Source organism: Paraburkholderia sp. (genome assembly GCF_035948235.1).
GTDB lineage: Bacteria > Pseudomonadota > Gammaproteobacteria > Burkholderiales > Burkholderiaceae > Paraburkholderia.
On record NZ_DASZJJ010000244.1, the window covers coordinates 1 to 20,265 of the forward strand.

At 60.9% G+C, this 20,265-nt stretch carries 20 protein-coding genes; 5 read left to right on the forward strand and 15 right to left on the reverse strand.

The features are described 5' to 3' along the window. Together VG320_RS21270 and VG320_RS21275 are read right to left on the reverse strand one after the other, a co-directional pair. A partial coding sequence (locus tag VG320_RS21270) for a flagellar cap protein FliD N-terminal domain-containing protein (RefSeq protein ID WP_327202042.1) occupies positions 1-921 on the reverse strand: 921 nt, incomplete at its 3' end. Between the two features lie 142 nt (positions 922-1,063). Then, complete coding sequence (locus VG320_RS21275) at positions 1,064-2,758, reverse strand: flagellin (RefSeq protein WP_327202043.1); 1,695 nt, start codon at positions 2,756-2,758, stop codon at positions 1,064-1,066. Between the two features lie 315 nt (positions 2,759-3,073). Here VG320_RS21275 and VG320_RS21280 point away from each other — a divergent pair, with 315 nt between their 5' ends. Both VG320_RS21280 and VG320_RS21285 read left to right on the forward strand, forming a co-directional pair. Next, complete coding sequence (locus tag VG320_RS21280) at positions 3,074-5,167, forward strand: helix-turn-helix transcriptional regulator (RefSeq protein WP_327202044.1); 2,094 nt, start codon at positions 3,074-3,076, stop codon at positions 5,165-5,167. Positions 5,168-5,909: 742 nt separating this feature from the next. Further along, complete coding sequence (locus tag VG320_RS21285; protein ID WP_327202045.1) at positions 5,910-6,134, forward strand: hypothetical protein; 225 nt, start codon at positions 5,910-5,912, stop codon at positions 6,132-6,134. A gap of 774 nt (positions 6,135-6,908) precedes the next feature. Here VG320_RS21285 and VG320_RS21290 read toward each other — a convergent pair. Next, positions 6,909-8,078, reverse strand: a complete 1,170-nt coding sequence (locus VG320_RS21290; protein WP_327202046.1) for an acyltransferase — start codon at positions 8,076-8,078, stop codon at positions 6,909-6,911. Between the two features lie 58 nt (positions 8,079-8,136). On the opposite strand from VG320_RS21290, the gene tnpA reads away from it, so the two are divergent. The 3 genes from tnpA to tnpC are packed head-to-tail and all read left to right on the forward strand — an operon-like array spanning position 8,137 to position 10,475. After that, the gene (tnpA, locus tag VG320_RS21295; protein WP_327202047.1) at positions 8,137-8,526 is read left to right on the forward strand and encodes an IS66-like element accessory protein TnpA; all 390 of its coding nucleotides are present in this window, start codon (positions 8,137-8,139) and stop codon (positions 8,524-8,526) included. Continuing rightward, a complete protein-coding gene (tnpB, locus tag VG320_RS21300) occupies positions 8,523-8,861 on the forward strand; it encodes an IS66 family insertion sequence element accessory protein TnpB (RefSeq protein WP_327202048.1) in 339 nt (112 codons plus the stop codon). The genes tnpA and tnpB overlap by 4 nt, the downstream gene beginning before the upstream one ends. Before the next feature lie 57 nt (positions 8,862-8,918). After that, a complete protein-coding gene (gene tnpC, locus VG320_RS21305) occupies positions 8,919-10,475 on the forward strand; it encodes an IS66 family transposase (RefSeq protein WP_327202049.1) in 1,557 nt (518 codons plus the stop codon). A gap of 631 nt (positions 10,476-11,106) precedes the next feature. Here the strand turns inward: tnpC and ureG are convergent. The 12 genes from ureG to urtC form a co-directional block, all read right to left on the reverse strand. Further along, a complete protein-coding gene (ureG, locus tag VG320_RS21310) occupies positions 11,107-11,748 on the reverse strand; it encodes an urease accessory protein UreG (RefSeq protein WP_327202050.1) in 642 nt (213 codons plus the stop codon). 25 nt (positions 11,749-11,773) lie between these two features. Beyond that, positions 11,774-12,463: an urease accessory protein UreF gene (locus VG320_RS21315; protein WP_327202051.1), complete on the reverse strand. Its 690-nt coding sequence runs from the start codon at positions 12,461-12,463 to the stop codon at positions 11,774-11,776. Continuing rightward, entirely contained in the window at positions 12,450-13,091 is a 642-nt protein-coding gene (ureE, locus tag VG320_RS21320; RefSeq protein ID WP_327202052.1) for an urease accessory protein UreE, read from the reverse strand. The genes VG320_RS21315 and ureE overlap by 14 nt, the downstream gene beginning before the upstream one ends. An 18-nt stretch (positions 13,092-13,109) precedes the next feature. Then, positions 13,110-14,816: an urease subunit alpha gene (gene ureC, locus VG320_RS21325; RefSeq protein ID WP_327202053.1), complete on the reverse strand. Its 1,707-nt coding sequence runs from the start codon at positions 14,814-14,816 to the stop codon at positions 13,110-13,112. Positions 14,817-14,859: 43 nt separating this feature from the next. Further along, entirely contained in the window at positions 14,860-15,165 is a 306-nt protein-coding gene (locus tag VG320_RS21330) for an urease subunit beta (protein WP_327202054.1), read from the reverse strand. Positions 15,166-15,175: 10 nt separating this feature from the next. After that, positions 15,176-15,478 (reverse strand): urease subunit gamma, encoded by a 303-nt coding sequence (ureA, locus tag VG320_RS21335; RefSeq protein ID WP_065057295.1) that lies wholly within the window; start codon positions 15,476-15,478, stop codon positions 15,176-15,178. Positions 15,479-15,787: 309 nt separating this feature from the next. Next, complete coding sequence (locus VG320_RS21340; RefSeq protein WP_327202055.1) at positions 15,788-16,690, reverse strand: urease accessory protein UreD; 903 nt, start codon at positions 16,688-16,690, stop codon at positions 15,788-15,790. Between the two features lie 75 nt (positions 16,691-16,765). Then, positions 16,766-17,107, reverse strand: coding sequence for a type II toxin-antitoxin system RelE/ParE family toxin (locus tag VG320_RS21345; RefSeq protein ID WP_327202056.1), 342 nt, complete (start codon positions 17,105-17,107; stop codon positions 16,766-16,768). Next, positions 17,107-17,382, reverse strand: a complete 276-nt coding sequence (locus VG320_RS21350; protein WP_327202057.1) for a type II toxin-antitoxin system Phd/YefM family antitoxin — start codon at positions 17,380-17,382, stop codon at positions 17,107-17,109. Before VG320_RS21350 ends, VG320_RS21345 begins: the two co-directional genes overlap by 1 nt. Positions 17,383-17,507: 125 nt before the next feature. Then, on the reverse strand, positions 17,508-18,203 hold the full coding sequence (gene urtE, locus VG320_RS21355; RefSeq protein WP_103701760.1) for an urea ABC transporter ATP-binding subunit UrtE: 696 nt from the start codon (positions 18,201-18,203) through the stop codon (positions 17,508-17,510). Between the two features lie 14 nt (positions 18,204-18,217). Then, positions 18,218-19,003 (reverse strand): urea ABC transporter ATP-binding protein UrtD, encoded by a 786-nt coding sequence (gene urtD, locus VG320_RS21360; protein WP_414696092.1) that lies wholly within the window; start codon positions 19,001-19,003, stop codon positions 18,218-18,220. An 83-nt stretch (positions 19,004-19,086) separates the two neighbouring features. Further along, positions 19,087-20,265, reverse strand: coding sequence for an urea ABC transporter permease subunit UrtC (gene urtC / locus VG320_RS21365; RefSeq protein WP_327202059.1), 1,179 nt, complete (start codon positions 20,263-20,265; stop codon positions 19,087-19,089).

The window sequence follows — 20,265 nt, forward strand, 5'->3', positions numbered from 1 at the left end:
CGAACTGGTGATGCCAGTACCGTCGATCGTGAAATAGGCGTCCTGAGCTGGCGTCGTTTGTGTCCAGGCTCCCGTACTCTTTGCACCGGTTACGGTCGTGGAATTGCCGCTGCTATCGACGGTGGTGTACGTGAGCGTCGACTGATTGCTTGCGAGCGCGCTCGCATCTGCGCTTGAAGTGGTTATCGCTTGACCCGAGGCTGTCGTAACCGCGAGGCCATTCAGGGGGTCGCTCGCAACTGCATCGCTGACAGCAATGCTAATGCCATTCGACGAACCCGTTGATGTCGAATGCAACACAAGGTGTGCTCCATCCGCACCGTTGACAACCGTTGCCGTTACGCCGGGATTGTTGCTCGCCGAATTGATTGCCGATGCAATACCGGAAACAGTGCTGTTAGAGCTATTTAGCGAGATCGTGGTGCTTGCGCCGTTAACTGTCAGCGTCATCGTCGCTGGTCCAGTTGCAAGCGCTTGAGTTGCGGGGCTATAGCCTTTCGACGTGAGGACTTGCGCGGTGGCAACCTGAGCTACGTCCAGCGAGTAAGAGCCAGCAACGGCGCCTGTGGCAGCCGTCGCCGTGATGCCGGTGCCGCTCATGGTCGCCGAGAACGAGTTGACGGTCGTACCATCGGAGAGCGTTCCAAGGCTCGCCTGGAGCGCCGAGAGCGCCGCCGAAAGCGTGCCGTAGGCAGAAATCTGGGTGTTGTCTGTTGACTGCGAAGCCGCGATGGTAGCGGCCTGGCCAGCGATCTTCGAATTCACGAGCGCTGAAACGAGCGAGCTCACGTCCATCGACGAGTTGCCGGTCGAACCGCTGATGATCGACTGGGCGGCTTCCTGCAGAGCGGCATTCGATGACGCAGTGGTGGCGGCGACGGTGCTCGCGATCGTGCTGGCGGTCGAATTTACGGTGGACATGGACAGGCTCCGTGCTTGGGCGAAGTCTTGTGAATCGGTTCAGATCGGAAAAATGCCAATCGGGAGGCGAGCCTCCCGATTGGTTTGCATCGCATACACCGGGTATGACGGCGGTGTATGCGATGCGTGCTACGAGAGCTCGTTACTGCAGGAGCTTCAGGATCTGCTGCGGTTGCGAGTTCGCTTGCGCCAGAACCGAGATACCAGCTTGTTGCAGAACTTGGGCCTTCGACAGGTTAGCGGTCTCTTGTGCGAAGTCTGCGTCCTGAATGTTCGACTGTGCCGTCGAGAGGTCGGTCGACTGGGCTTGCTGCGTCGTACCGATTGCCGTGAAGCGGTTTTGTGCGGCGCCGAGCGTTGCTTGCAGCTGGTTGACGGTGTTCAGTGCGTTGTCGATCGATTCCATTGCAGCGGATGCACCTGCTGCCGTCGAAATGTCGATCTGGCTGACGTTCTCAACGGTGTTCAGCGTCGTGATCGTGCTGCCGACCGTGTTATTAGCAGCGGCTTGCGCGGCAGTTCCGGCTTGCGCGGTATTGATGTCGGACGCGATTTGAGTGCCGGTCAAGCCCGAGAGCGTCGTATTGCCGTTTGCATCCGTGCTAACCGTACCATCCTGGAAGATCTTTTTGGCAGCCGTTGCGCTGAGTGCCATGTTATTCTGGTCGGTGAGCGTGTAATTGCCCTTACCGTCCGAAATCACGTTGATGCTGGTGATCGCGGGCGAGGTGCTCGGGATGGTATCGCCGTTGGTCGAAGCTTTGTTGTTGAACTGAGCGATGGCATTCGTGTCCGTGATAACCATGCCGTTGTTTGCGCCTGCGTCGGCGTCGGTATACGTCATGACGCCATTCGAACCGATCGTAGCCGTCATCGAAGCAACCGAAACGCCTGCGTTAGCTTGCGTGGTCTTGCCTTCCGCAAGGCCGAGCGCACTGTTCAATCCCGCGATGGTACCTGCATCGGCCGTGGTGTCCAGAGCACCTGGAGTTGCACTCCCGCCGCTGGTTGCCAAAGCCCACACCTTGGTCGACTTGTTGTAGCTGAACGTGTCACCCTTATCGTCCGTTGCGGTGATACTCGTAGCAGCATTGCCCAGACCATCGTCCGTCACCGTCACTTTGCTGGAACCCGCGACGATAATCGAGGAAGCAGTGTTACCAGCCGGAATGGAGGCGCTCGCCGAACCTGAGACGGCCGTGACAACACCCACCGTAACCGGAGCGGTCAGCGTTTCCGTGAGCGTGTTGTTGACAGCTGTACCGTTGGCGTCGAACGACACACCCGTAAATGAACCCAGCGTGTTACCAGCTTGCGCCTGGCCGCCACCGAGCTGCGCTGCGCTCATGTTTTGCGTGAGCGAAAGCGAAATCGTTTGACCGACGTTTGCACCGACCTGGAACGACACATTGCCCAACGAACCGTTCAGTACGTTCATGCCGTTGTACGTCGTTTGCGACGCGATACGGTTGATTTCCGAGACCTGCTGCGAAACTTCCTGCTGGAGTGCTGCGCGGTCGGTATCGGTCATGCCGCCGTTCGATGCTTGCGTAGCGAGCTGGCGGATACGCTGGAGCGACGAGGTCAGCGACGACAGACCTGACGATGCCGTTTGCACCATCGACGTGCCGTCGTTCGAGTTCGACACGCCTTGATTCAGACCGTTGATCTGGGTCTGCATAATATTCGAAATCGCGAGACCTGCTGCGTCGTCCGCCGCGCTGTTGATGCGCTTGCCCGACGAGAGGCGCGTGATCGCTTGCGACAGCGCGCTGCCCGAGCCGGTCAGGTTCTGCTGTGCAACCAGCGAGTTGATGTTGCTGTTAATTCCGAGCATTGAAAATCTCCTAAGGGGCTAAGCCCGTTTGCGCCACGGCCACGTGGCATCGGCGGACCGTCAATCGCGAATTATCGACCGCCATGCTTAGGCTAACGACCGCCCACGGCGGAACTTTAGAAAGGGCGCGATCAAAATTTAGTTTTTTATTGGGTGGTGAAGGCTGTCGCAGCTGCGTCTTCGGGAACCATCGAGTTCACACCCAAGAAGAAAGGCCAATTGGGATATCTGTTCGCCAGTTTCCTTTGTCCAGCAATATGAGATGCTGCTTTCTGACGACATTGACTTCCAGCCCTACGGCGCCACGAAATTTTCATGACGAGAAACACCTCTGACAACGAAAGTGGGCATGCCACACCGAATCAGGATAGTTATGATCGCGCTGCCGGTGCGCGGGCGCGCGCCCGGCGCGAGGAGCTTGGCTTGTCACGCGAAGCGTTGGCCTCGCTTACCGGACTGAGCACTTCCACCTTCGGTCGCTGGGAGACGAGAGGGATTCCGACCTACATCTTGAGCCGCGAGCAGCAGGCGTGGGAGCGCGCGCTCAATGTTTCCGCTGGATGGTTCTTCGAGGCTGATGAAAGGGCTGTGGCGAGCGACCCCTATGTCGAGGCGGGCCAGCGTGCGTCTCTGCGCCGAGAAACGCTGGGGATAACACGCCGCGCCGTCGCCGCAAGCGTGGGCATTTCGATTGAGGTGCTCGCGCGTTGGGAGCGTGTGGGTGCCCCTGTGCGAATCAAGGCGGCCCAAGTCGCCGCGTGGGAGCAAGCGCTCAAGGTTGAACCAGGAAGGCTTCTCGGCAAGGTATTGCCTGCCACTACGGTGGTTGAAAAGGCGCGGGTTACCATCTCTGCGCCAGATGCGCGTTCGTCAATCATTGAGGTGGCGACTCGCGTAGCGGCTGCACGGTTCGAGGCTTTTGCGCCGGGCGAGACACGCGCCGATCATGAGCGGGTAAGCGCAAGGATTTTCGCGCAGCGCTACGGGGTAGACGCGGCAGATGGTCCCTCACTTGCCGCGATAGCCAAATGTCACGGAATTGTGGAGTCCCGTGTCAGCCAAATTCTTAAGGCGCTTAACTCTGTTGTACAAGGGCTCAATATCAACGCCGGCGTGTTTGAGCGTATTCGCGAGCAGGCACAACCGCATCTGCCTTGTTCGTTGTATGAACTGGAGGTCCTGCTGCGCCCGCTGCTCGGCGATGGAATAACGCCTGAAGACGTCAATCGGTTTTGCACCGATGTCCTCGGCAAACCGCTGTTCGCATTTGCGAAGCGCCGCGTCAACGGCCGACGAGAGATTATGGTCACCTCGCCGGACGCTGGAGACGCGGTCGCAGAGGTCTCCGTGCACGACACCGCAATTGTCGAAATGGCCCACGCAATGATCCGGGCCGCGGGGGTGGCCCATATGGGCCTGCTAAAAACCTACGCGATGGAAGAACAGTGGGCGACGGACGTCATCGCGAAGGTTGCCATAGTGCTTGAGCGGACAACGGGATTTGAGTGGCTTGAAACGCCCGCAGGCGGCAAGCCCCAATGGTTCTGGCTTCGCGGCCACGCGAGCGAGCGCAATCTCATACTCGACGCGACGAGGCGTGCGCTCGCGGTGGCGGCGGGTGCCATCGCGTTTGACGAAATCATGGGTGCGATCGAGAGACTCCGGACAATGCGGGCGAGGCATGCCGTGTTCTCGCCGATGTTTGATGTTCAGCCACCGACGCGGATAGTTTGGGCGCTGCTGGAGCGGCAGCCATGGCTGTCGGCGCTCAGTTCAGGTGCGGGTATTCGATCTCTGCAGAAGATTGAACCGCAGGCGGTGTTGTCGCCGTCGGAGCGAACCCTATACGAGGCGCTGTGTGAAGCGGGGGGCGTAGCGACCCGTGCCTGGTTGTTCGACCACCTCGTCGGAGGCGGCAGGATGGACGAAACCAGCTTTCGATCCGCAATGCTTTGGGCGCCAGCGATTACGCGACCTTACTGGGGCGTGTATGGCGTGCGCGGATTTCAGCCTGACCCGGACGTGCTCGCTCAGGTACTTCGGGAGAGTCATACTCGCACCAGTTCCGAACTGCCCATGGAGGTGGATACGCAGGCTGGGCGGGCAGTTTTCCATCAGATCATCAATGACTGGCATTTGAGGGGCGGCTGGGTGACTTTGCCCGCCGCGCTTGTCGCGCACGTGCCACCGGGGCGTTATACGTGTCATCCCGATGGGAGCGACGTCGAGGTCTGCGCGAGCGAAAGGGCTACGATCACAATCAAGGGGATAGCTCGCATTCTTCGCGCCCGAGGCTTGGGCGTCTCCGATGTCATTAGGCTAACGTTCGATATGCGCGTCAATCGTTTGCTCGTGGACCGAGTACTGCAAAGCGAATTCGCGGTATTGGCTAGTCCGTCCGACGGTTAGGTCGCTCCAGTCGCCGCAGATATAACGGAGTAGGGACGTTGATGACGGAATCGCGCTGCGTACGCAGCGGCCATGACGAGCAGCCGGCCCAGGTGAAAGAGCGGTTTGAGCCGCGTGGATTCATGTGGATGTCGCCAGAAAGAGGAGCGTGCGCGCCCCTGTCAGAGGCGGACGTAGGGCAGAAATAGAAAGGGATAGAAAGATTTCCAAGTTGATCTTGCTTCAGCTTTTCAATTGCGAGTCCGACGATGTGCTGGACTGTCAAGTGATCTTGCTTGCTTTCTGATCGTTGACACGCAAATACTGCAGAAATTCAGATGCGAGACCTCTTGTCCAAAGACCGGTGAACCAAAACGTAGTGCTGGAACGACTAAATACTGCCCACTTGAATGCGCACTTATTCGGCTAGCGGATGCAAAACTATATTGCCGAGCCATGAACTGCTTCTTCTGTCGGTTTTATCGGGAAGGGGAGCGCTTTTCAAAAATGGCGGCATAATTCAGTCGGTGTGGCGCACCGCGGGGAGATCCTGACATTCCATTGGCCCTGAACGCGCTGGGATTACTGCGTGAGTGCCCGTTTCTCGCTGACTCAACCCGCAGAGCCCGCGGCCTTAGATCGAGGCGCGGCGGGCACTAAGCCCCGGCCTAATCTGCCGGGGCTTTTTCCTGAAGGCTTCAATGCTCATATTTCACCGCATCGGGTACCATCTGCTCGTCACGAAATAAAGCTGTAAACGGCGATGAAAAAGTTGTTTATGACGCGATCTCGCGCAGTCGCGTATCTGATCAAAATTCGTCGACGGAAGCCGGGTGATATTGATGGACTGCGGGTAGTCGACGCGGATACTCAGATGCAATCATTGGAGATGATTGAGCGCCTGTTGCTCGCTGTTCGCGCTGGCCGTCAGTCGCAATTCCGCGTTGACTTTCCGGAAGAGATCGATGTACTCGTCGCCGATCCATGAACCGGAGGCACACGCGGGAACAAGGCTTTGGGGTCACTGCTTAGTGGGCAGAAGGAGCGCTTACTTGCAAGGAAGCGCCAATGAACTCCCTGTAAGCGCTGCACACCAACTTGTCGACTGCTTCTTCACTCAGCTCTATTCTACAAATCTCCCCTAACACCTCGATCGTGAGAACGGTGGCATGGATTACTTGTTCAAGGAGGGGCGCATTTGGGCTCATGCCCCTGTTAACGACCGTCTCAGTTTATCCTTGAACCATTTCGAAGCAGCAAACAGAGGGCAAAAGCCCACGCTTTTCACGTCTTCATGGTCGTCCGCATTATGACGCCCACGAATTGGCTAATTCTAGGTACCTTGCTGCTCCTGGCGGACCTTTGCCTTCTGGTCTGGCTACTGACCGGTTCGTTGTGGTAATTCCCAAGAAGGGTTTTCCCCAGTGAATAAAAAGAAACCGCAGAGCGAATCTGCGGTTATCAAATACATACGCGGCTCAGGGCCTACATGCCGCCAAGCTATCATAGGCTTACGCCAGAGGAAATCACCCAGGTAATTTACCTACAAAGTGTAAGCTCATGAAACACCGCCGGGGGCTATCGGCGATACTTGGACTTGCATCGAGCGACGCCCGGTCCTCGGCTCGCGGCACGCGCGCCACCTTATTCGCATCCGAGGCCGCTCACACAGCGCACATTCCGCAGACCTGGCTTGGCTCCTGGCCGAGCGGTTGACGGGTGTTCTTGCCAATCGAGCACGCTCTTCGTCTCGTTGCGAGGACTACCTGCGCAACACGAAGCCAAAGTTTCGCGTTATTGCAGTCGTTGCGGAGCGAACAGTGTCAGTTTTCGCTTCGAATAAGTGATAGACGAGCGCCGCCCATGCGATCGCAGCAGCAAAATCCACAGAGAATTTTATGAGCATGGCGGGCGCAACTCGTGACTTTTCCCACGGCGTATTAAGCAGTGCGCACCCCAGAATCAGGAGAGGTAGATGCGTAAGGTATAGCGAGTAAGAGATTTTTGAGAACCAGCCAGCGATCCGGCTATAGAAGAACGATCTACACGGCGTGACCTGGCATTTGACGGTATAGATCAGCGCGCAAACAGCCATCGCGACAACCAGCTCTGAGAGATAGAGCTGGAGATGGAGTCTCTTGATGCCGAGAAAGAAAATGACAAATGCGACGCCTGCGATCGAGACTGCCCAGTTTGCATGCCGCGCAGGAATCTGGCGGGGCAATATCGACAGTGCTGCGCCCGATAGCCACGTCAGAAATAAGATGCTGCCGTGAATACCAAGTAGCGAAAAGATAACTGCGACGCCGACGCTGTACGCAAGCCGACTAAGGGCGTTTGAACAATATCGGATCGCCAGCATTCCCATCGGAAAGAGTAGGTAGTACCAGAACTCGTTGGACAGGCTCCACAATGATGCATTGGTTCCGAGCGTTGGAACGAAGATCGTCTGAAGAAATACGATATTCCCAACGATAGTCGTCAGGCTGTGTAGTTCGTCTAGATTATTGGGTAAAACATAAATTTGCCCAGCTGGAAATGAATAAATGCTTCCCTTTCCGCTCAAGTAATGAAATCCGATCGAGTCGATCAAGATACCAATAAAAACTGCAGGGATTAGAACAACCCACAACCGGACAAGCCGTTTGATCAGATAGGACGGCCAGTCCCATGTGCCCGCCTTCATGTCCCTTAGTACACTGCCTCCAACCAGGTAGCCGCTCAACACGAAAAAGGCCATGACAGCCTCATCGCCAATGGTCAATTCGTGAGCAGCGGTTTTCCCCGTCAGGCTAAAAAAGAATAATCCTCGCGCGTGGCCTAGCGCAACGATCAATGCAGCCGCTCCTCGAAATGCGTCGAGATGGACCTTCGTCCACGTTTGATCATGGTGTTCTACAGATGTCACAATGTAAGCGGCCGGGCATCCCATCTTGAGGTTCGGTAAGGCTCTTGGGAGTATCGTGTCCACCTAACGAATAAGCGGACACGTGAACACTATCGTCGAAGAAGGAATGCCTTCCGAACGCCGTCGCCGGCAACGCTACAGCGAGGAGTTCAAGGCCGAGGTCGTAGCTGCCTGCAACGGAACCGGAGTATCAGTTGCAGCGATCGCGCTGGCTCACAGGCTCAACGCGAACCTGCTGCGACGCTGGATCGATCAGGCGGAAGGCCGGCTGCCGAAGGGCCTGCCGGGCCGCCCGGCAGATTTGCAACCGGCTGCCACGCCAGCATTTGTGCCGATTGCCCTGGAAACCCGGAACACACACTCGGCAGAGATTCGTGTCGAAGTGCGTCGGGGAGATCAGACCGTCACGGTCAACTGGCCGATATCGGAGGCAGCCCAGTGTGCAGCGTGGCTGCGCGAGTGGCTGCGATGATCCGGGTCGACGAGATCTGGCTGGCTGTCGATCCACTGGACATGCGCGCCGGCTTCGACACCGCACTGGCGCGTGTGGTCAAGGTGTTCGGCGCCGCGCATCCGCACCACGCCTATCTGTTTGCCAACCGCCGGGCCAATAGAATGAAGGTACTCGTTCATGACGGAATCGGCATCTGGTTGGCAGCACGACGCCTGAATCAAGGGCAGTTCGTCTGGCCGCACGCCGGCAGCGAGCCGAAGCAGCACGCGCTGACACACGAGCAGCTGGCTGGCCTGGTGCTGGGCCTGCCGTGGCAGCGCATTGGCCGGGACGGCGTGATCCGCATCGTATGACGGCGACGTAAACTGTTTCGCTTCACCGGTATGCGGGCTTCTGGCAGACTGGTCTGCATGAACCTGCCCACCGATCTTGACTCCCTCAGTCCGGAACAGTTGCGTGCCCTCGCAGTGCGGTTGATTGCCGAGGTGCAGGTGAAGGACCGGGAGGTCAGCGAGCGGGATCGGGAACTGCACTTCCGGCAGACCCGCATCGACCAGCTGTCGCACGAGATCGCGATCCTCAAGCGCCAGCAGTTCGGCCAGCGTAGCGAGCGGCTCAACAGCGAGCAGATGAGCCTCCTCGAGGAGGCCATCGATGGCGACGTGGCAGCCATCGAGATTGAGCTCGAACAGCTCAAGTCACCATCAGCTGAGCGGCAACGTGAGCAGCCCAAACGCGCGCCGTTGCCGCCGCAACTGCCTCGCACCGACATACACCACGAGCCTGTCAGCACGGCGTGTCGCTGCGGCTGCGAGCGCGTGCGAATCGGCGAGGACATCAGCGAGAAGCTGGACTACGCACCGGGCGTGTTTACGGTGGAGCGGCATATCCGGGGTAAATGGGTATGCCGCCGGTGCGAGACGCTGATCCAGGCACCGGTGCCCGCACACGTCATCGACAAGGGCATCCCGAGCGCCGGCCTGCTTGCGTCGGTACTGGTCAGCAAATATGCAGACCACCTTCCCCTGTACCGCCAGGAACAGATCTTTAGCCGCGCGGGCCTCGCGATACCGAGATCGACGCTGGGCGCATGGGTGGGCACGTGCGGTGTGCAGCTTCAGCCACTCGTCGATGCACTACACCATGAGATTCTGCAGCAACGCGTGCTGCACGCCGATGAAACGCCAGTGCAGATGCTCAGCCCCGGCAAGGGCAAGACGCACCGTGCGTACCTGTGGGCGTATGCGCCCACCCAGTTCAGTGACCTGCGCGCGGTGGTCTACGACTTCGCCCACAGCCGCGCGGGCGAACATGCGCGCAAGTTCCTGGGTGACTGGGACGGCAAGCTGGTATGCGATGACTACGGCGGCTACAAGGCGTCGTTCCAGCAGGGCGTCACCGAGATCGGATGCGCTGCTCATGCGCGTCGAAAGTTCTTCGAGCTGCACACCAACCACAGCAGTCAGGTTGCGGGGCATGTCCTGCCGTTCTTCTCTGCGCTTTACGACATCGAGCGTGACGCAGCGGAACTGACTGTGGATGAGCGCTACCGGCTTCGCCAGTCGCGGGCCAAGCCGACTTGCGACGCCTTGCATGAATGGTTGATCGCGCAGCGCAAGCTCGTATCCGAAGGTTCTGGCATTGCAAACGCTTTGGATTACAGCCTGAAGCGCTGGGAAGCGCTCACGCGCTATCTGGACGACGCAAGCGTACCTATCGACAATAACTGGGTTGAGAACCAGATACGTCCGTGGGCCATCGGTCGGGCCAACTGGTTGTTCGCAGGTTCATTGCGCGCAGGGCAGCGCGCCGCTGTGATCATGAGCCTGATCCGCTCGGCGCAACTCAACGGGCACGACCCGCACGCGTATCTCAAGGACATCCTCACGCGTCTGCCCACACACAAGGCCAACGACATTGCCGCGTTGTTGCCACATCGTTGGCAACCGAAACCCACAATCGCCTAACCTCGCCTGTCAAGGCGGGATCGCTGGCCGCTTACGTCACAATCGCCCCGTTTTACTGTTTGTTAGAGACAACTCTGGTATGTCAGCAAGCTTGCCTTGGCTAGATTTTTATTTATCGCTGCGGCGCACACTATAGTTGAAAATCAAACGCAGTACATTTGCCAAACGTTTGCCACTACGCAACTTCTCGTTGAGGTTTGTTACTGATTCCACGTGAGCGCTGGCGGGATTAGCGTGGGCGTTGAAAAGCGTAAGAAGCTTTACGCGCTGGGGTGCTGGAAGCCGCATTTTTGCGGCAGGGGAATGGGGCGAATGGTCTACGTGTTCGACGTAAAACTATCGATCATGAAAATACAAGAATGCCCGATCGTTGGCGTGTGATGAAGATTGGCAAATGCCTACGTGGGGTGCTCGTTGGATAACACGCCGGAGTTAGCAGAACTGCTGTGAGCCCCCGGAACTCGCCATCGTCGATCGAGATCCCAAGGGGGGGTAGATTTACAGGACGCCGGGTTTGCGACGTGGCATGGTATGCGGACTATGCAAGATTGCTCAGCGATGTAACGTAGCGCGCGGTGGCACGATGGGCGCGGAGATATTCGCCGGCATAGAGTGGCGGAAGATGCTCATGTCAGGCTTGGCTATTGCCGACCAGCAGCCCCTTCTTTTCGATGAAGGCAATCACCTGATCGAGGCCGTCGAGCGCCTTGAGATTGCACATCACGAAGGGGCGCTCGCCGCGCATCTTCTTCGCATCCGACGCCATCACATCGAGATTCGCGCCCACCAGCGGCGCGAGATCGGTCTTGTTGATGACGAGCAGGTCCGACTTGGTGATGCCGGGACCGCCCTTGCGCGGAATCTTTTCGCCGCCCGCCACGTCGATCACGTAGATCGTCAGGTCCGACAATTCCGGGCTGAAGGTGGCCGCCAGATTGTCGCCACCCGATTCGATAAAGACGATGTCCGCATCGGGAAAGCGCGTGAGCATCTGATCGACGGCTTCGAGGTTGATCGAGGCGTCCTCGCGGATCGCCGTGTGCGGGCAGCCGCCCGTTTCCACGCCCATGATGCGCTCGGCGGGCAGGGCGCCCGCGACGGTCAAGAGGCGCTGATCTTCCTTCGTGTAGATGTCGTTGGTAATGGCGACGAGGTCGTAGCGCTCGCGCATGGCCTTGCAGAGCATTTCGAGCAGCGTGGTCTTGCCGGAGCCGACCGGGCCGCCGACGCCGACGCGCAGCGGCGGCAGTTTCTTCGTGCGTTTGAGGTTCATGAGTCTTGCGATGCGGATGAGGAGTTCAGGAGCGGAATAGCCGCGAGTACTGCGATTCGTGCCGCGCGGACAGAATGCCGAGCTGCGGCGCAAAGGTGTTGAGCGCGTCGGGCGGCGTGGCCAGCGCGCGCGCCACCGCCTCTTCGATTCTGGGCCGCAGCGCCACCACGATGCGCTGGCCCGCAAACTGGCCGAGCGGCACGGCCTTGAGCGCCGCGGCCGTCTGGTTCTCGACCCAACTGAACGCGTAGGCGGCGAGCGTCGCTTCGGCAGACGCATCGTGCGCCCACGCCGCGAATGCGAAGGCCGTGGGCTGCGCAATCGGCGTCATGCGCTCGAGCGTGGCGCGCCGCTGCGCATCGCCCCATTCAAGTTGCGCGCACAACTGACGCAGCGACCAGCCCATCTGCGCGGTCTCGCGGCGCAACTCGGCCGATTCACGGCTGGCGATGAATTCCGCGTTGGCTTCGATCAGCGCTTGCGTAGCCTGTGCGTCGTGTGCACGCCAGCGTTCGAGCTGATGCCCGAGGAACGGCAGTTCGCCCGGCGCGAGCACATTGGCGAGACCGTTGGCGATCCAGTGCGCGGCGTCGTCGGCGTTGGCGATCAGGCCGACATCGATGGCCGCTTCAAGTCCCTGCGAATAGCTGAACGCGCCAATCGGCAGCGCGGGCGACGCGAGATGCAGCAGCGCCGTGAATTCAGCGATGTTCATGGCTGTGATCGTGAGCGTGGCCGTCGCAATGAGCGTGATCGTGGCCGCAATCGTGGTCGTGATCGTGGTTAGGCCCGTGCGAATGATCGTGTGCGTGATCTGGCGAATGAGCGTGGCCGTGATGCTCGTCGAACACACGCTGCGCCAGCGCGTAGTCCTCGGCGAAGGTCTCGTCGTGCCCATGCCGATGACCGCCGCCATAAGCGCCGGATTCGGGCTGGAACGGCAGTTCCACGCGCTCGACTTGCGCGCCCAGACGCTTGAGCATGTCTTCGAGCACCGGATCGGCTTCGAGCTTCAGTTCTTCGACGCCCACTTCCACGGGCGTGTGGCGGTTGCCCAGGTGGTACGCCGCGCGCGTGAGTGTAAGGCGATCGGGCGCGCGCACGCGCAGCACGCTTTGCGCCGCCGCGATCACGCGCACGAGGCCGCCATCGTCGGCGACGAGCATGTCGCCTTCGCGCAGGATCGTGCCGCGCGGCAGCACCACGCCCACTTCCTCGCCGCCGTCGAGCGTCGCTGCGAAGCGGCTCTTGCAGCGCATGTCGTAGGGCAGCGTGAGCGTGGGCGCGCGCTTGACCAGCACGCTGGCCAGCTTCGCGGTGAGTCGTTTGTCGATCGTACGCATATCAGTGCTTCAAAAAACTCAGAACAGGAAATAGCGCTGCGCCATCGGCAGGACCGTGGCGGGTTCGCAGGTCAGCAATTGTCCGTCGGCGACGACCTGATAGGTCTCCGGATCGACGCTGATCGACGGCTGCCACGCGTTGTGGATCATGTCGGCCTTCGTGACGTTGCGGCAGTTACGTACGGCCACGATACGCTTTTGCAGGCCGTAACGCTCGGGCATGCCAAGGTCGAGCGCGAGCTGCGAAACAAAGGTCAGCGAGGTCTGCGTGAGCGCGCGCCCGCGCGTGCCGAACATCTCGCGATAGTGCACCGGCTGCGGCGTGGGGATCGAGGCGTTCGGGTCGCCCATCTGCGCGAGCGCGATCATGCCGCCCTTGAGAATCAGCGAAGGCTTGATGCCGAAGAAGGCCGGGTCCCAGAACACCAGATCGGCCCATTTGCCCGGCTCGATCGAACCGACTTCGTGCGAAATTCCGTGCGTGAGCGCCGGGTTGATCGTGTACTTGGCCACGTAGCGCTTGGCGCGGAAGTTGTCGTTGCGCGACGTGTCTTCAGGCAGCGCGCCGCGCTGCACCTTCATCTTGTGCGCGGTTTGCCAGGTGCGGATGATGACTTCGCCCACGCGGCCCATTGCCTGGGAATCCGAAGAAAGCATCGATAGCGCGCCCAGGTCGTGCAGGATATCTTCGGCAGCGATGGTTTCGCGGCGGATGCGCGACTCGGCAAACGCAATGTCTTCGGCAATCGACGGATCGAGGTGATGGCAGACCATCAGCATGTCGAGGTGTTCGTCGAGCGTGTTGACGGTATAGGGGCGCGTCGGGTTGGTCGAGGAGGGCAGGACGTTGGCCTCGCCGCACACCTTGATGATGTCCGGAGCGTGGCCGCCGCCCGCGCCTTCCGTGTGATACGTGTGGATCGTGCGGCCCTTGAACGCGCCCACGGTCGCTTCCAGGAAGCCCGATTCGTTGAGCGTGTCGGTGTGGATTGCCACCTGCGTATCGGTTGCGTCTGCAACGGTCAAGCAGTTGTCGATGGCGGCGGGCGTCGAGCCCCAGTCCTCATGCAGCTTCAGGCCGATGGCGCCAGCGGCGATCTGCTCTTCGGCGGGCTTGGGCAGGCTCACGTTGCCTTTGCCGAGAAAGCCCAGGTTGATCGGCCAGCCGTCGGCGGCCTGCAGCATGCGTTCCATATGCCACGGACCCGGCGTGCAGGTGGTGGCGTTGGTGCCGGTGGCCGGTCCCGTGCCGCCGCCGAGCATCGTCGTCACGCCGGAGGCGAGCGCCTCGTCGATCTGCTGCGGGCTGATGAAGTGGATGTGTGTGTCGATGCCGCCTGCCGTGACGATCTGCCCTTCGCCTGCGATCACTTCCGTCGATGCGCCGATCGGAATCGTCACGCCCGGCTGCACGTCCGGATTGCCGGCCTTGCCGATTTTCCAGATGCGCCCGTCCTTGATGCCGATGTCGGCTTTCACGATGCCCCAGTGATCGAGGATCACGGCATTGGTCACAACGGTATCCGCCACTTCGGCGTGCAGGCGCTGCGACTGGCCCATGCCGTCGCGGATCACCTTGCCGCCGCCGAACTTCACTTCGTCGCCATAGACGGTGTAGTCGCGCTCGATCTCGATGAGCAGTTCGGTGTCGGCGAGACGCACGCGGTCGCCGGTCGTGGGGCCGAACATCTCCGCATAGGCGCGGCGGCCGATCTTCAAAGTCATATCGGAATCCTGATGAATTCGAAACGTGAGGCGGGCGCGCCGCTCAGAGCGGGCCCATCACCTTGCCGCTGAAGCCGTAGACGGCGCGCTCGCCCGCAAGCGCAACCAGTTCGACGGTGCGCTCCTGGCCGGGCTCGAAGCGCACGGCGGTGCCGGCCGCAATGTTCAGGCGGAAGCTGCGCGCGATCTCGCGATCGAACGCCAGCGCGTCGTTGACTTCGTAGAAGTGGAAGTGGGAGCCGATCTGCACGGGCCGGTCGCCCGTATTCACGACCGTCACGGTCACGGTTTCGCGGCCCACGTTGAGTTCGATTTCGCCTTCGTCGATGAGCATTTCGCCGGGGATCATGCGCGGCACCTCAGGGAATCGGATGGTGGACGGTGACGAGCTTGGTGCCGTCCGGGAAGGTGGCTTCGACCTGGATGTCGGGGATCATTTCCGGCACGCCGTCCATCACGTCGTCGCGCGTGAGCAGCGTGGTGCCGTAGTGCATGACCTCGGCGACGGTCTTGCCGTCACGGGCCGCTTCCATCAGCGCTGCGCTGATGAAGGCGACCGCCTCCGGGTAGTTGAGCTTGAGGCCGCGGGCGCGGCGCCTTTCGGCGAGCAGCGCGGCGGTGAAGATCAGGAGCTTGTCTTTCTCGCGTGGCGTGAGCTTCATCGTTCTGGTCTTGGGCGGGTGCTGGGTGCTCGTTGTGCCTCGCCGGCGCGTGGGCCGGTGCGGCTGATGCGAGGCGAATACGCATGCGCTCTATGTTTGCGCCAGATCAGCTTACGGGAGCGAGGTTACGGCCAGCTTGCAGCCTGGCGCGCTACGAGCGAATCAGTGCAAGCTGACAGCAAGGGTTGTGCCAGTGAAAGGGGACAGCGCGGATGCACCAGATGCGGGGCGAATCTGCACCGCATTGGCGATTAAAAGAGGCGATGTTGTGCGCCAGCGCGCAGGCGTGCGCCGACGTGGTGCGTGGGCTCAGGTAGTCCACAGACGCAGCGGCGCGCCGGGCACGCCATGCACGAACGGCCGCAGTTGCGACCAACATTGCGCAAGCGTGTTCTGTAGCGGCTCCATCGAGCGCGCGACCACGCGCACGAGCAGCACGCCTGGCGCGACGCAACTTGCGCCCGAGCGCAGCGCATCGTCGAAGGGCAGCGTTGCGGCCAGGTCTTGTGCGAGCGCGTCATTGCACGCGGGCCCGATCGCCCACAGCACGCCGAAAGCCGGATAGCCCGCGAGTCCTTGCGGCGCATCGCGCAGCGGATCGGCGGCGTCGATCAGCGCGCGTTCGAACCAGAGCAGTTGATCATCGGCATCGGGCGCGGCCGCACGGATCACGCGCGTGAGCGAGCGCACCATGCCTGCCGACCAGCGCTCGCCCGCGGCCTGACGGCCCAGTTGCATCGCCTCCCAGCCGATGGCGGTTGCGCCTTCTTCTAGCGTGAGCGCGAAGTCCAGTTCCGCGTGCGCGTGATCGAAGACGAGATTGTTTTGCGGCAGCCAGTCGAATTTCGCGCCCGCGCCCACGCGCACGTGGATGCGCTGGCGCGCTACGCGACCGTTCGACTTGTACCACTTGGTGGCGCCAGGCGTAGTGATGACCGCATGCGCGCCGTCGCCCACTTTTACGTCGATGTCGAGCCGGTCGCCGCCCGCAATGCCCGCTGGCGGATGCACGATAACTGCGTGGCAGATCGCGTCGCCTTCGGGGTAGAGCGGTCGTTGCACACGCAACGGACCGGCATGCAGGCGATGCGTGAGCGCCGTGCGCGCTTTCTGCAGCTCAAAGCCGAGTTCGAGCTTCGCGGCCCATTCGGGCGGCGCGGTGTTGCGAGACGTGGCGCTGGCGAGCGCGGCGTGATCTTCGTGGAGCGACATGCGCAGCGAGGGGCGAGGGCGGAAACAGGTGGCGAGGATAGCATGCAGGCCGACGAGCGCCAGTCCGCGCCAAAATCAGGCGCCGAGTAGTCTGCGCGAGAGTAGCGATTGCATGTCTCGTCGGCCATCGGCGATCACGTAGATAACAACCTGCGTATTGATGATCCGATAGATAACGCGATAAGGCTTGAACATGGCTTGCCGGTATTCCTTGATTCCGAGGGCGGCCAGTTCCTTTGGATGGCTTCCTCTTTCGGGGAAATGGGCAAGGTTTTCCAACACGCTAGTCAATTGATCCAAAACGTAGTCCGCGTTGGCTGGACAGTCGTATTCGGAGATGTAGTCGTAGATGGACTCCAGGTCGTGTTCGGCGCTCTCCGTCATGAGAACGTCGAAGCGCACGCTTCGGCCCTGCATCAGCCGGTGTTCCGCTTGGCTCGCAGGCGTGCGACGACATCGGCGGCCGGTTTCACCTTGCCCGCCGCCACTTCCTGATTCCCGAGCGCCAAAACCTTCAACAGTGCCAGCGTTTCCTGCGTTTCCTCGAATGAGGCAACGTCTTGCAGGACGGCTTTGGCTTCACCGTTCTGGGTGATGACCAGCGGCTCGCGTTGCTCGGCCAGTTGCGCAAGCACCTCTGCTGCGTTTGCCTTGAGAAAACTGATTGGTTTGACCTGCGACGAATAGCGCATACCGGGCTCCCTACGTGAGTGACCGGTCCGAATATAGACTTTTTATGGTCCCGACGCAAGAAACTGCGGTCAGTTCCTTGCGTCTCGTCAGTCCCCTATTTGTGGAGCGTCGCTCAAACCCGTCGTCACACTGCAATCAACTCCCTCACGCCATCTGCATCCATTTGCGCGCCCGCGCCGCCCGCGACGATTTCACCGCGGCTCATTACCCAGTAGCGGTCTGCAATCGCCTTGGCGAAGTCGTAATACTGCTCGACCAGCAGCACGGTGAGATTCATCTCCTCCACCAGCCTGCGCAGCGTGCGCCCGATGTCCTGAATGATCGACGGCTGGATGCCTTCGGTCGGCTCGTCGAGAATCAGCAGTTGCGGATCGCTCATCAAAGCGCGGCCAATCGCCAGTTGTTGCTGCTGGCCACCCGAAAGATCGCCACCGCGCCGCGCCTTCATGTCCTTGAGCACGGGAAAGAGCGTGTAGATATGGTCGGGCACGCCCTTGGGCATGCGTTTTTTGCTCGCCGCGCCCACCAGCAGATTTTCTTCCACCGTGAGACGCGGAAAAATATCGCGCCCTTGCGGCACGTAGGCCAGCCCTTGCGCCACGCGCGCGTGGGTAGGCAGTTTCGTGAGCGCGTGATCGCCCCAGGCGATCGTGCCGCTTTTGGTCGGCACCACGCCCATCAGGCAGCGCAGCAACGTGGTCTTACCCACGCCGTTGCGCCCGAGCAGGACCGTCAGCTCGCCTTGCGGCACCGTCATCGAGACGTTGCGCAGGATGTGGCTGCCGCCGTAATACTGGTTTAGCGATTCAATATTCAGCATGGCTAATGATCTTGTTAGCGTCCCAGATACGATTCGATCACGGTCTCGTCGCGCTTGACGTCGTCGAGCGTGCCGTGCGCGAGCACGCGGCCTTCGGCCATCACCGTGACGCGGCCGGCTTCGCCCGCGAGCGCCGCGACGAACTCCATGTCGTGCTCGACCACCATCATCGAGCAACTGCCGCGCAGACGGTTGAGCAGGGCGGCCAGCTCCATCGTTTCGTCGTCGGTCATGCCTGCGGCGGGTTCGTCGAGCAGCAGCAATTGCGGCTTCTGCATCAGCAACATGCCGATCTCCAGCCGCTGCTTCTGGCCGTGCGAAAGCTCGCCCGCCAGACGCCGCGCGTCGCTCTCCAGGCGAATGATTTCCAGCGTCTGCTCGATCTTCGCCTGGGCGTCGCGATCCAGGCGCGCGCGCAGCGTCGCGAACCAGCCTTTGTCGGCCTTCATCGCCAGTTCGAGGTTTTCCCACACGGGATGCTGCTCGAACACGGTTGGCTTCTGGAACTTGCGGCCGATGCCCACGCGCGCGATCGACGGCTCGTTCATGCGCGTGAGGTCGAGCGTCTGGCCGAGAAACACCTTGCCCGAATCGGGCGAGGTCTTGCCGGTGATGACGTCCATCATCGTGGTCTTGCCCGCGCCGTTCGGGCCGATCACGCAGCGCAGCTCGCCCGCGTCGATGGCAAGCGACAGCTTGTTGAGCGCGCGAAAGCCGTCGAAGCTCACGGTCACGTCCTCCAGATAGAGGATCGTGCCGTGCGAGATGTCGATGGCGCCGGGCTCCACCACGTGCCCCATGCTGGCGACGCCGGAGACCGCGAGCGTGTCCGCTTCGTCGAATGGGTTGTGATTGAGCGGATCGTTGAGGAGGGTGTGTGCGTTCATGCGCGTTTGCCTCCGAGGCGTTTCATCGCGACTTCGATCAGGCCCATGATGCCGTTGGGCAGCAAGAGCGGCACCAGCACGAAGATCAGGCCGAGGAAGAACAGCCAGTATTCGGCGAAGTAAGCGGTAAAGAAGCTCTTCGCGCCGTTCACCGCAAACGCGCCGATGATCGGACCGATCAGCGTGCCGCGTCCGCCCACGGCCACCCAGATCGCCATTTCAATCGAGTTGCCGGGCGACATTTCGCTCGGATTGATGATGCCGACCTGCGGCACGTAGAGCGCGCCCGCAATGCCGCACAGCACGGCCGAAAGCGTCCAGATGAACAGCTTGTAGCCAAGCGGGCTGTAGCCCAGGAACATCAGGCGCGTTTCGCCGTCGCGCACGGCGGTCACAACCCGGCCCAGCTTCGAGGTGACGATCGCGCGGGCCGCCAGGAACGCCAGCACGAGCGTGGCGAAGGTCAGTAGGAACAGCACCGTGCGCGTGCCCGGATGCGTGATCGGCATGCCGGCGATTCGCTTGAAATCCGTGAAGCCGTTGTTGCCGCCAAAGCCCGTTTCGTTGCGATAGAACAGCAGCATCGCGGCGAAGGTCATGGCCTGCGTGATGATCGACAGATACACGCCCTTCACGCGCGAGCGGAACGTGAAGAAGCCGAACACCCACGCAACCACCGCCGGCACCAGCACGACCAGCAACAGCGCCACGCCCAGATGCTGCGTGCCCTGCCAGTACCACGGCAGCGAATGCCAGTCGAGGAACACCATGAAGTCGGGCAGATCGCTGCCGTACTTGCCGTCGTGGCCGATCTCGCGCATCAGATACATGCCGATGGCGTAGCCGCCGAGTGCAAAGAACAGGCCGTGGCCCAGGCTCAGAATCCCGCAATAACCCCACACGAGATCGAGCGCGAGCGCGGCAATCGCGTAGCACATGAGCTTGCCCGTGAGCGTCATCGTGTAGGCGGACAGATGCAGCGCGCTCGATTGCGGCAGCACCAGCGCGCACAATGGCACGCCCACACCCATTGCGATGATGAGCGCGATCAGCGCGATCCACGCGCGGCGCGAGAGCAGGGCGGGTCGCGCGGGCAGGCCGAGGGCGAAGGTTTCGGCGGCGCTCTCTTGCGCGCCGAGCGTATGACGCGGCGAAGTGGAAGTGGCGACAGTCAT